The organism is Enterobacter sp. KB-280D8, assembly GCF_041399405.1.
Taxonomy (GTDB): domain Bacteria; phylum Pseudomonadota; class Gammaproteobacteria; order Enterobacterales; family Enterobacteriaceae; genus Enterobacter; species Enterobacter cloacae_N.
In genome coordinates, this window is the sequence record NZ_JBGKEC010000002.1 from 535,027 (window position 1) to 547,446 (window position 12,420).

General features: G+C 54.5%; 13 protein-coding genes. All 13 read left to right on the plus strand.

Features of this window, described 5'->3' with window-relative positions; all coding sequences use genetic code 11:
- Nucleotides 1–2: 2 nt before the first annotated feature.
- Nucleotides 3–572: an LPS assembly lipoprotein LptE gene (gene lptE, locus AB8818_RS08035; RefSeq protein WP_116341183.1), complete on the plus strand. Its 570-nt coding sequence runs from the start codon at nt 3–5 to the stop codon at nt 570–572.
- Nucleotides 572–1,603 carry a DNA polymerase III subunit delta gene (gene holA / locus AB8818_RS08040; protein ID WP_192984052.1) on the plus strand — a complete coding sequence of 344 codons (1,032 nt, stop codon included), beginning with the start codon at nt 572–574 and terminating at the stop codon, nt 1,601–1,603. The genes lptE and holA overlap by 1 nt, the downstream gene beginning before the upstream one ends.
- Nucleotides 1,596–2,261 carry a nicotinate-nucleotide adenylyltransferase gene (gene nadD, locus AB8818_RS08045; protein ID WP_192983965.1) on the plus strand — a complete coding sequence of 222 codons (666 nt, stop codon included), beginning with the start codon at nt 1,596–1,598 and terminating at the stop codon, nt 2,259–2,261. The genes holA and nadD overlap by 8 nt, the downstream gene beginning before the upstream one ends.
- Nucleotides 2,262–2,529: 268 nt before the next feature.
- Entirely contained in the window at nt 2,530–2,847 is a 318-nt protein-coding gene (gene rsfS / locus AB8818_RS08050; protein ID WP_003858696.1) for a ribosome silencing factor, read from the plus strand.
- Between the two features lie 3 nt (nt 2,848–2,850).
- Nucleotides 2,851–3,318, plus strand: coding sequence for a 23S rRNA (pseudouridine(1915)-N(3))-methyltransferase RlmH (rlmH, locus tag AB8818_RS08055; RefSeq protein ID WP_003858701.1), 468 nt, complete (start codon nt 2,851–2,853; stop codon nt 3,316–3,318).
- Between the two features lie 28 nt (nt 3,319–3,346).
- The gene (gene mrdA, locus AB8818_RS08060) at nt 3,347–5,248 is read left to right on the plus strand and encodes a peptidoglycan DD-transpeptidase MrdA (protein WP_163330468.1); all 1,902 of its coding nucleotides are present in this window, start codon (nt 3,347–3,349) and stop codon (nt 5,246–5,248) included.
- 2 nt (nt 5,249–5,250) lie between these two features.
- Entirely contained in the window at nt 5,251–6,363 is a 1,113-nt protein-coding gene (gene mrdB / locus AB8818_RS08065) for a peptidoglycan glycosyltransferase MrdB (protein ID WP_042715186.1), read from the plus strand.
- Between the two features lie 16 nt (nt 6,364–6,379).
- Nucleotides 6,380–7,489 carry an endolytic peptidoglycan transglycosylase RlpA gene (rlpA, locus tag AB8818_RS08070; protein WP_116341191.1) on the plus strand — a complete coding sequence of 370 codons (1,110 nt, stop codon included), beginning with the start codon at nt 6,380–6,382 and terminating at the stop codon, nt 7,487–7,489.
- 139 nt (nt 7,490–7,628) lie between these two features.
- Nucleotides 7,629–8,840, plus strand: coding sequence for a D-alanyl-D-alanine carboxypeptidase DacA (gene dacA, locus AB8818_RS08075; protein ID WP_116341193.1), 1,212 nt, complete (start codon nt 7,629–7,631; stop codon nt 8,838–8,840).
- A gap of 105 nt (nt 8,841–8,945) precedes the next feature.
- Nucleotides 8,946–9,209, plus strand: a complete 264-nt coding sequence (gene ybeD, locus AB8818_RS08080) for a DUF493 family protein YbeD (protein ID WP_003858718.1) — start codon at nt 8,946–8,948, stop codon at nt 9,207–9,209.
- A gap of 94 nt (nt 9,210–9,303) precedes the next feature.
- The gene (gene lipB, locus AB8818_RS08085; protein WP_192983967.1) at nt 9,304–9,945 is read left to right on the plus strand and encodes a lipoyl(octanoyl) transferase LipB; all 642 of its coding nucleotides are present in this window, start codon (nt 9,304–9,306) and stop codon (nt 9,943–9,945) included.
- A gap of 290 nt (nt 9,946–10,235) precedes the next feature.
- A complete protein-coding gene (locus AB8818_RS08090) occupies nt 10,236–11,189 on the plus strand; it encodes a YbeF family transcriptional regulator (protein ID WP_116341195.1) in 954 nt (317 codons plus the stop codon).
- 207 nt (nt 11,190–11,396) lie between these two features.
- Nucleotides 11,397–12,362, plus strand: a complete 966-nt coding sequence (gene lipA, locus AB8818_RS08095) for a lipoyl synthase (protein WP_028012333.1) — start codon at nt 11,397–11,399, stop codon at nt 12,360–12,362.
- Nucleotides 12,363–12,420: the final 58 nt, after the last annotated feature.

Sequence of the window (12,420 nt, forward strand, 5' to 3'; positions counted from 1 at the left end):
ACGTGCGACAACTGGCAACAATACTCTTATCTCTGGCGGTGCTTGTCACCGCTGGCTGTGGCTGGCACCTGCGCAACACCACGGCGGTGCCTGCTGAGATGAAAACAATGATCTTTGATTCCGGGGATCCAAACGGTCCGCTCAGCCGGGCAATTCGCAATCAGCTGCGCCTGAACGGCGTTGAGCTTATCGAGAAAGGTACGCTTCGCCAGGACGTACCGTCTCTGCGTGTACTGGGGATGACGCTGAGCCAGGATACGGCGTCCATCTTCCAGGACGGTCGTACAGCTGAATATCAGATGGTGCTGTCGGTCAACGCGGCTGTGCTGATCCCGGGTAAAGACATCTATCCGATCAGCACAAAAGTGTATCGTTCGTTCTTTGATAACCCGCAAACCGCGCTGGCAAAAGATGCCGAGCAGCAGATTATCATCAACGAAATGTATGACAAGGCGGCGGAACAGCTGATCCGCAAACTGCCAGGTATTGCAGCGTCTAACCGGGAAGGCTCTGACATTATTGAAAAACCGGATGCCAGCACGCCTCCTGTTTCTACCTCTCTGGGTAAATGATGATCAGGCTGTATCCTGAACAACTCCGCGCGCAGCTCAATGAAGGGCTGCGCGCGGCGTATCTGCTGCTCGGAAACGATCCGTTACTACTTCAGGAAAGCCTGGATGCCGTGCGGCATGCGGCCGCGGCCCAGGGCTTTGATGAACACCATACCGTTCAGGTGGATAACACCACCGACTGGAACTCCCTCTTCTCACTCTGTCAGGCGATGAGCCTTTTTGCATCGCGCCAGACAATCCAGATCCTGCTGCCGGAGAACGGCCCTAACGCGGCCATCAACGAGCAACTCGCCACCCTGGTGAGCCTGTTACACAGCGATCTGCTGTTAATTGTGCGCGGCAGCAAGCTTACCAAAGCGCAGGAAAACGCGGCATGGTTCACCCAACTCGCGACCCACGCGGTGCTGGTCACCTGCCAGACGCCTGAGCAGGCGCACCTGCCTAAATGGGTGGCGACGAGAGCAAAGCAGAACAACCTTCAGTTGGACGATGCGGCGAACCAGCTGCTCTGCTACTGCTATGAAGGCAACCTGCTGGCTCTGGCACAGGCGCTGGACAGGCTTTCCCTGCTCTGGCCGGACGGCAAGCTGACGCTACCGCGCGTTGAGCAGGCCGTGAACGACGCGGCGCACTTTACGCCGTTCCACTGGGTGGATGCGCTGCTCTCGGCGAAAAGCAAACGCGCCCTGCATATTCTTCAGCAGCTGCGCCTGGAGGGCAGTGAACCCGTCATTCTGCTGCGCACGCTGCAGCGCGAACTGTTGCTGCTGATAACGCTCAAGCGCCAGTCGGCCCATACGCCGTTGCGCTCCCTGTTTGATAAACACCGGGTGTGGCAAAACCGGCGGGCAATGACCACCGAGGCCATCAACCGCCTGAGTCATGAACAGCTTCGCCAGGCTGTGCAGCTTCTGATGCGCGCCGAGCTCACCCTAAAACAAGATTACGGCCAGTCGGTGTGGGCGGAGCTGGAAAGCCTTTCCCTGCTGCTCTGCCACAAGGCGCTGGCTGACGTATTTATTGATGGATAGTATGCACTCTTTACAGGCCCTGTATGGCGGCACCTTTGACCCAGTACACTACGGGCATCTGAAGCCGGTAGAAATTCTGGCGAATCTGATCGGCCTGCAGCGCGTTACCATCATGCCCAATAATGTCCCGCCGCACCGCCCCCAGCCTGAAGCAACCAGCGAGCAGCGAAAAGAGATGCTCGCTCTGGCTATCGCGGATAAGCCGCTCTTCAGGCTGGACGAACGGGAATTGCGTCGTGACACCCCCTCGTGGACGTCCCAAACGCTGCAGGAGTGGCGGGCTGAGCAAGGGCCGAACCAGCCGCTCGCCTTTATTATCGGTCAGGACTCCCTGCTCAACTTTCCCACGTGGCACAAGTATGAAACCATTCTGGAGAACAGCCACCTGCTCGTCTGCCGCCGTCCGGGCTACCCGCTGACCATGCGAGAAGCGCAATATCAGCAGTGGCTTGAACACCATCTCACCGATAACGTTGAAGATCTTCACAACCAGCCCGCCGGGAAGATTTATCTGGCGGAGACGCCGTGGTTTGACATCTCAGCCACCCTTATTCGCGAACGTTTACAGCAGGGTTTAGCCTGTGACGATCTGCTGCCAGCCCCGGTGCTGGCGTATATTCATACGCACGGGTTGTATCAGAAAACCGCAGATAAATAGCCGGAAGGCATAAAAAGCAGCATATTGATTATCCTGCCTTGACAGGTTAAGCCATACTGTTATCCTCCGCTGCCAGACTTTCCCGCCGAACGTTGCTTTACAGAAATTGTTTTACAAAAATGGCGATGCAATCTCAGGCGGAGGGTGGGATGATACCCGCCTTCAAAAACCCGGACGGCGACATTTGTCCCGACAGGGGCGTCAGTTCAGGTATACTGTCTGGCCACGAATTCATAGTTGTACAATCTCATTCACCCAGGGGGAAAACTTGCAGGGTAAAGCACTCCAGGATTTTGTTATCGACAAAATTGATGACCTGAAAGGTCAGGACATCATCGCTATCGACGTTAAGGGTAAATCCAGTATTACCGACTGCATGATTATCTGCACCGGGACCTCTACGCGTCATGTTGTTTCGATTGCCGACCATGTGGTTCAGGAATCGCGTGCAGCAGGACTGTTACCGCTTGGCGTTGAAGGTGAAGCAACCGCTGACTGGGTGGTTGTTGACCTCGGCGATGTAATTGTCCACGTCATGCAGGAAGAGAGCCGTCGCCTGTATGAGCTGGAAAAACTCTGGGGTTAATGCGTGAAGTTGCAGCTGGTCGCCGTCGGCACCAAAATGCCGGACTGGGTACAAACCGGTTTTACTGAATATCTGCGTCGTTTTCCAAAAGACATGCCGTTCGAACTGGTGGAGATCCCCGCCGGGAAGCGCGGCAAGAACGCGGATATCAAACGTATTCTCGACAAAGAGGGTGAACTGATGCTGGCTGCCGCAGGCAAGAACCGCATCGTCACTCTCGATATTCCAGGTAAACCCTGGGATACGCCGCAGCTGGCGCATGAACTGGAGCGCTGGAAGCAGGATGGCCGCGACGTCAGTCTGTTGATTGGCGGGCCTGAAGGGTTATCCCCCGCCTGCAAAGCGGCAGCAGAACAAAGTTGGTCTCTCTCTGCGCTGACGCTGCCCCACCCGCTCGTTCGGGTCCTGGTGGCGGAAAGCTTGTATCGCGCGTGGAGCATTACTACCAACCACCCCTATCACCGCGAGTAATGACTGACCAGGGTAGATTAAGCAGCGGATGAAACTACAGAATTCTTTTCGCGACTATACGGCTGAGTCCGCGCTGTTTGTGCGCCGGGCGCTGGTCGCCTTTTTGGGGATTTTGCTGCTTACCGGCGTGCTGATCGCTAACCTTTATAATCTGCAAATTGTCCGCTTTACCGATTACCAGACGCGTTCAAACGAAAACCGCATTAAGCTGGTGCCTATCGCGCCCAGCCGCGGCATTATCTACGACCGTAACGGCACCCCGCTGGCGTTAAACCGCACCATCTATCAAGTCGAGATGATGCCGGAGAAGGTTGATAACGTACAGAATACGCTGGAGGCGCTAAGAAGCGTTGTCGATCTTAACGATGATGATATCGCGGCCTTCAAAAAGGAGCGCGCCCGCTCGCACCGTTTCACCTCCATTCCGGTGAAAACCAATCTGACGGAAGTCCAGGTCGCCCGTTTTGCGGTGAACCAGTACCGCTTCCCCGGAGTGGAAGTGAAGGGTTACAAGCGTCGCTACTATCCTTACGGCTCCGCGCTGACGCATGTGATTGGCTACGTTTCCAAGATTAACGATAAAGACGTCGAGCGCCTTGATAAAGACGGCAAGCTGGCGAACTACGCCGCGACGCACGATATCGGCAAGTTGGGAATTGAACGCTACTACGAAGATGTCCTGCACGGGCAGACCGGCTATGAAGAAGTTGAGGTTAACAACCGTGGCCGCGTCATCCGCCAGCTTAAAGAAGTACCGCCTCAGGCGGGGCACGACGTCTATCTGACGCTCGATCTCAAACTGCAACAGTATATTGAAACCCTGCTGGCAGGCAGCCGTGCGGCCGTGGTGGTCACAGACCCGCGCACCGGCGGCATTCTGGCCATGGTTTCTATGCCAAGCTATGACCCGAACCTCTTTGTTGACGGCATATCCAGTAAAGACTACTCCGGCCTGCTGAATGACCCTAACACCCCGCTGGTGAACCGCGCTACGCAAGGCGTTTACCCGCCGGCATCAACGGTTAAACCTTACGTGGCAGTCTCAGCGCTGAGTGCGGGCGTTATCAACCGCAATACCAGCCTGTTTGACCCGGGCTGGTGGCAGCTCCCCGGCTCTGAAAAACGCTATCGCGACTGGAAAAAATGGGGTCACGGCCATCTGAACGTCACTAAATCGCTGGAAGAATCTGCGGATACTTTCTTCTATCAGGTGGCGTATGACATGGGCATTGACCGCCTGTCTGAGTGGATGAGCAAATTCGGCTACGGACACTACACCGGCGTGGATCTGGCAGAGGAACGGTCCGGCAACATGCCCACCCGCGAGTGGAAGCTGAAGCGCTTTAAGAAGCCGTGGTATCAGGGTGATACCATACCGGTGGGTATCGGCCAGGGCTACTGGACGGCTACACCGCTTCAGATGAACAAAGCGATGATGATCCTCATCAACGACGGCGTGGTTAAGGTCCCGCACCTGCTGCAAAGTACCGTTGAAGACGGCAAAAAAGTGCCGTGGGTGCAGCCCCATGAAGCGCCGGTGGGTGACATCCATTCCGGCTTCTGGGAAATAGCGAAAGACGGTATGTACGGTGTGGCAAACCGTCCAAACGGAACCGCGCACAAGTATTTCGCGGGTACGCCATATAAAGTAGCCGCGAAATCCGGTACGGCACAGGTCTTTGGCCTGAAAGCCAATGAAACCTATAACGCACACCGCATTGCCGAACGTCTGCGTGACCATAAGCTGATGACGGCGTTTGCCCCTTATGATAACCCGCAGGTAGCGGTGGCGATGATTCTGGAGAACGGCGGCGCTGGCCCGGCGGTAGGGACCATCATGCGCCAGATCCTGGACCACATTATGCTGGGTGATAACAACACCGAACTGCCGGCTGAAAACCCGGCCGCCGCTGCGGCGGAGGACCAATAATCATGACGGATAATCCAAATAAAAAATCGCTGTGGGATAAAATTCACATCGACCCAGCCATGCTGCTGATCCTGCTGGCCCTGCTGGTTTACAGCGCCCTGGTTATCTGGAGCGCCAGCGGCCAGGACATCGGCATGATGGAACGCAAGATCGGCCAGATCGCGATGGGTCTGGTCATCATGGTGGTGATGGCGCAGATCCCGCCGCGCGTCTATGAAGGCTGGGCGCCCTATCTCTACATCTTCTGTATTATTTTGCTGGTGGCGGTAGATGCGTTCGGTGCCATCTCAAAAGGGGCACAGCGCTGGCTGGATCTGGGCATTGTCCGTTTCCAGCCCTCGGAGATTGCCAAAATCGCAGTCCCGCTGATGGTAGCGCGCTTTATCAACCGTGACGTCTGTCCGCCGTCGCTGAAAAATACCGCTATCGCCCTGGTGCTGATATTCCTGCCGACGCTGCTGGTTGCGGCGCAGCCTGACCTCGGTACCTCAATCCTTATCGCCCTCTCCGGCCTGTTTGTCCTGTTCCTGTCGGGCTTAAGCTGGCGCCTGATTGGTATCGCGGTGGTGCTGGTGGCCGCGTTTATCCCTATCCTGTGGTTCTTCCTGATGCATGACTACCAGCGCCAGCGCGTCATGATGCTTCTCGATCCGGAAACCGATCCGCTCGGTGCGGGCTATCATATTATTCAGTCCAAGATTGCGATTGGCTCCGGCGGCCTGCGCGGTAAAGGCTGGCTGCACGGTACCCAGTCGCAGCTGGAGTTTTTACCGGAACGCCACACCGACTTTATCTTTGCGGTACTGGCTGAAGAGCTAGGACTGGTTGGCATCCTGATCCTGCTGGCGCTTTACGTGCTGCTCATCATGCGAGGATTGTGGATTGCGGCACGCGCGCAAACCACCTTTGGCCGCGTCATGGCAGGTGGATTGATGCTGATTTTATTCGTTTATGTCTTCGTAAATATTGGTATGGTGAGTGGTATTCTGCCGGTGGTAGGCGTACCGCTGCCGCTGGTGAGTTACGGAGGCTCGGCACTGATCGTGTTGATGGCCGGGTTTGGTATCGTGATGTCGATCCACACCCACAGAAAAATGTTGTCAAAAAGCGTATAAAAATAAGGGGATCGGAATGCGTAAGCAGTGGCTGGGGATCTGCATTGCGGCAAGTTTACTTGCGGCATGCACAAGTGATGATGGTCAGCAACAGGCAACCGTCGCGCCGCCGCAGCCTGCGGTGTGTAATGGCCCAATCGTTGAAATCAGCGGTGCCGATCCCGTTTATGAACCGCTGAATGCCAGCGCGAATCAGGATTACGAGCGCGACGGCAAAAGCTACAAAATCGTGCAGGATCCGTCCCGCTTTAGCCAGGCTGGCTTTGCCGCCATTTATGATGCTGAGCCGGGCAGTAACCTGACGGCATCGGGTGAAACATTTGATCCAATGCAGCTGACTGCGGCGCACCCGACGCTACCGATCCCAAGCTACGCCCGTATCACCAACCTGGCGAACGGCCGAATGATCGTCGTGCGTATTAACGACCGCGGCCCGTACGGTAACGACCGGGTAATTTCCCTGTCGCGCGCGTCAGCCGATCGCCTGAACACCTCGAACAACACCAAAGTTCGCATTGACCCGATTATCGTGGCGCAGGATGGTTCGCTCTCCGGGCCGGGAACCGCGTGTACCACGGTGGCGAAACAGACCTATGCCCTCCCCGACCGCCCAAATCTGGACGGCGGCATGGGAAGCGTCTCCTCGCCAGCAGAGCCTTCTCAGCCGGCGGGAGAAATACGCCCGATCAGCAATGACACCCTGCAAAGCGATGATTCCACTGGCGCACCGGTAAAAAGCAGCGGCTTCCTTGGCGCACCAACGAACCTGGCCTCGGGCGTGCTGGAGGGCAGTGAGCCGACTCCCGCGCCGGTTGCCGCCCCCGTCGTGCAGCAGCCAGCCCCCGTAACGGCTCCGGTCACGACCCAGAGCGCAGCCGTTGCCGCTCCCGCAGCAGCCAGCGGCGGCTTTGTCGTTCAGGTGGGGGCTGTGAGCGATCGGGCCCGTGCCCAGCAGTATCAGCAGCGTCTCAGCCAGCAGTTTGGCGTACCAGGACGCGTTGAGCAAAACGGCGCGGTCTGGCGTATTCAGATGGGGCCGTTCTCCAGCAAGTCGCAGGCGGCGTCCCTGCAGCAGCGTTTGCAGAGTGAGGCACAGCTGCAGTCCTTTATCGCTGTTACGAAGTAATTAATCGGCGGTATCCGAAATGTCAGTTTGTGTAAAACACATTCACAAACTCATGCTTAAAGTCGGATGCCTGCCTGAATAGCATTTGCTATAGTAAGGCACTTTTTTTAATTCCATCACGGATGTCGTAGTTCTGACCATGAAGACCACTTTTTCTGCTCGTTTTGTGCAGCGCATGGCGCTGACCACGGCCCTTTGCGCGGCTGCACTCTCTGCAGCTCATGCTGATGACCTGAATATCAAGACCATGATCCCTGGCGTTCCGCAAATCGATGCGGAATCCTACATCCTGATCGATTACAACTCTGGCAAAGTGCTGGCAGAACAGAATGCTGATGCCCGCCGTGACCCGGCCAGCCTGACCAAAATGATGACCAGCTATGTTATCGGCCAGGCAATGAAAGCCGGTAAGTTCAAAGAGACGGATCTGGTCACCATCGGTAACGATGCGTGGGCTACCGGGAACCCGGTTTTCAAAGGTTCCTCGCTGATGTTCCTGAAACCAGGAATGCAGGTTCCGGTTTCTCAGTTAATTCGTGGTATTAACCTGCAGTCCGGCAACGATGCCTGCGTGGCTATGGCCGATTTCGCCGCCGGTAGCCAGGATGCTTTCGTCGGTCTGATGAACAGCTACGTTACCGCGCTGGGCCTTAAGAACAGCCATTTCCAGACCGTACACGGTCTCGATGCAGACGGTCAGTACAGCTCCGCGCGTGATATGGCGCTGATTGGTCAGGCGCTGATCCGTGATGTGCCGAACGAGTACTCTATTTACAAAGAGAAAGAGTTCACCTTCAACGGTATTCGTCAAACCAACCGTAACGGCCTGCTGTGGGATAACAGCCTGAACGTTGACGGCATCAAAACCGGCCACACCGACAAAGCCGGCTACAACCTGGTGGCTTCTGCCACTGAAGGCCAGATGCGTCTGATCTCAGCCGTGATGGGGGGTCGCACCTTCAAAGGTCGCGAAACCGAAAGCAAGAAGCTGCTGACCTGGGGCTTCCGCTTCTTCGAAACCGTGAACCCACTGAAGGCCGGCAAAGAGTTTGCTTCTGAACCCGTCTGGTTCGGCGATAACGACCGTGCTTCCCTGGGCGTGGATAAAGACCTGTATCTGACCATTCCACGCGGTCGTATGAAGGATCTGAAAGCAAGCTATGTGCTCAACACCACCGAACTGCATGCCCCGCTGCAGAAAAACCAGGTGGTGGGTACCATCAATTTCCAGCTGGACGGTAAAACAATCGACCAGCGCCCACTCGTGGTATTGGAAGAAATTCCTGAAGGCAATTTCTTCGGCAAAATCATTGATTACATTAAATTGATGTTCCATCACTGGTTTGGCTAAAAATCGAACACTTGAAAGTGTGATTTTGATCCCCATATACTAAGTATCCTGATAACTCCCACCTGACGTGGGAGTTATTCTTTTTGACGTTACGCCGGAGCTGACATGAAAACCAAACTTAACGAACTGCTTGAATTCCCTACCCCATTTACCTACAAAGTAATGGGTCTGGCGAAACCTGAGCTGGTTGATCAGGTGGTTGAAGTGGTACAGCGCCATGCGCCGGGTGACTACTCTCCGTCAGTAAAACCAAGCAGCAAGGGCAACTACCACTCGGTTTCTATTACCATCACTGCTACACATATCGAGCAGGTTGAGACGCTGTACGAAGAGCTCGGCAATATCGAAATTGTTCGTATGGTGCTGTAGTCCCTTTGCGGTTACCCGGTTTACCGGGTAACCCCTCTTCCCCGCTGTGATATACTCCCCCTCATCTTTTGTTCCTCGTCTTCGGAGACGCGTTTTGTATCAGGATAAAATTCTGGTCCGTCATCTCGGGCTGCAACCTTATGAGCCTGTCTCCCAGGCTATGCACGAGTTCACCGATTCACGCGATGACGCTACCCCTGATGAGATTTGGCTGGTCGAACATCTGCCGGTATTTACGCAGGGCCAGGCGGGAAAAGCGGAACACTTATTAATGACGGGCGATATCCCGGTGATCCAGAGCGATCGCGGCGGACAGGTGACTTACCACGGCCCGGGTCAGCAGGTCATGTACGTCCTGCTTAATCTGAAGCGCAGAAAGCTTGGCGTGCGTGAGCTGGTCACTTTGCTGGAGCAAACCGTCGTCAACACGCTGGCGGAATATGGTATTGACGCGCATCCGCGTGCCGATGCGCCGGGCGTCTACGTTGGCGAAATGAAGATCTGCTCTCTGGGGCTACGTATTCGTAAAGGCTGTTCCTTCCACGGCCTGGCATTGAATATTAATATGGATCTTACGCCTTTCCAGCGCATAAACCCCTGCGGCTACGCCGGCATGGAAATGACGCAAATGCGCCAGTGGGTCGACACCGCTACGCCGGAGAATATACGCCCCGTGCTTCTGAAGAACATGTTAGCACTACTTAACAACCCCCCACACGAATATATCCCTGCTTAATATATCATCCAGGCGGCCCGATAATTTGACGGGCCACTGTTTATTTACCGCTTTTACGCTTTACAATAAACCGCAGATTCTATATTTTCGAAGCGCCCGAATATTGCCGTTACATATTATTTAGCCTCCGGACAGCACGGCATACACAGGCTAAGTAACTTGAGTGATAATCACACAACTGTTTGTTTTTGATAAACAAGTGGAACAAAACCAACACTTTACGAATCTCTACAAGCATAATAAATAAATTCAACTATCATTCATGTTGTGAATGTATACGGAGTGAAAGCGTGGAGTATAATAATTTACCAGCCAAACGCCTGAATGACCCTGGTGGCGAAGACAAGCCGCAAATTTTTCGGACTTTACGTAATATTGACCTCAATTTACTGACTATTTTTGAGGCAGTATATGTCCATAAGGGGATCGTTAACGCTGCGAAAATTCTTAATCTCACGCCGTCCGCAATAAGCCAGTCAATTCAAAAGTTACGGGCTATATTTCCCGATCCCTTATTTATCCGTAAGGGTCAGGGCGTCACGCCGACGGCCTATGCAACACATCTCCACGAATACATTAGCCAGGGGCTGGAGTCGATTCTGGGTGCGCTGGATTTAACCGGAAGCTATGACAAACAGAGAACCATTACCATCGGCTGTTCTCCTTCTGTCGGCGTGCTGGTGATGCCTGCGATCTTCCAGGCTGTAAAAGAGCATGCGCCACAGCTTCTGCTTCGCAATGTGCCTCTCAACGAACCTGACGTTCAGCTTGCTCAGTTCCAGACGGATCTGGTTATTGAAAGCGGCAGCTTTAGTGCCCGGGCGCTGGGGCAAAATGTGCTTTACGCGGATAACCTGGTGCTGGTTTGCCGCAAGCAGCACCCCGCTCTCAGCGAGCCGTTAACCATTGAGAACCTGCGCAACTACGACCACTCGTCTTTCATGACCGAAGGACAGTCAAACCATGCCCTGCGTCAGCGTATTGATGAAATTTTCCCGGAACGTCAGATCAGCTTCAGCAGTTACAATATGTTCACCACCGCATCCCTGATCGGCAGCAGTGATATGCTGTGCATCATGCCTTCACGCCTGTATAACCTGCTGCGAAAATGCTGGCCGCTGGAGAGCATCCCGCTTAGCCAGCTCAATGCAGAATCTATCGAGATTTCACTGCATTACAACAAACTCAGTTTGCGCGATCCGGTGCTGGAAAACGTCATCCGCATTATCCGTCAGGCCTTCTGACAAAGCGTGCCAGTACACGTTCCTGCCGCTTGCAGGGCAAAACGCACAAAACAACAACTATTTTACAAATTGGCGACCTGACAGGCTGCTTTAAAGACCCTTTCAATGATATACTGCCTGTCGTTCGTTCAAAAATAGTTGATAAATACAACATTCCCTTGAATTGAAACGCTTTCCTTCGATATTCGCAACTGGAACACGCACGCTATGAGTAAACCCATTGTGATGGAACGCGGTGTTAAATACCGCGATGCCGATAAAATGGCCCTTATCCCGGTTAAAAACGTGGCTACAGAGCGCGAGGCGCTGTTAAGAAAACCGGAATGGATGAAAATCAAACTTCCGGCAGATTCTTCGCGTATCCAGGGGATCAAAGCGGCGATGCGTAAGAACGGCCTTCATTCAGTTTGTGAAGAAGCCTCTTGCCCGAACCTTGCTGAATGTTTCAATCACGGCACCGCGACGTTTATGATTCTGGGTGCCATCTGTACCCGCCGCTGCCCGTTCTGCGACGTAGCTCATGGCCGCCCGGTGGCTCCCGATGCCAACGAACCGCAAAAACTGGCGCAAACCATCGCCGACATGGCGCTGCGTTATGTGGTTATCACGTCCGTCGACCGTGACGATCTGCGTGATGGGGGTGCTCAGCACTTCGCCGACTGCATTACTGCCATTCGCGAAAAAAGCCCAAATATCAAAATCGAGACGCTGGTTCCCGACTTCCGCGGCCGTATGGATCGCGCGCTGGACATCCTGACCGCAACGCCGCCAGATGTGTTTAACCACAACCTGGAGAACGTTCCGCGTCTTTATCGTCAGGTGCGTCCAGGCGCAGACTATAACTGGTCTCTGAAGCTGCTGGAGCGCTTTAAAGAAGCGCATCCGCATATTCCAACCAAGTCAGGTCTGATGGTCGGCCTGGGCGAAACCAATGACGAAATCATCGACGTTATGCGCGATCTGCGCCGCCACGGTGTGACCATGTTGACGCTCGGTCAGTATCTGCAGCCAAGCCGTCACCACCTGCCGGTTCAGCGCTACGTCAGCCCGGATGAGTTTGACGAGATGAAAGCCGAAGCGCTGGCGATGGGCTTTACCCACGCAGCGTGCGGTCCGTTTGTTCGTTCTTCTTACCACGCGGACATGCAGGCGAAGGGTGAAGAAGTCAAATAACACCGTAATATTCATTTACAGTAATGCAAAAAAACCGGCCTCATAGCCGGTTTTTTTT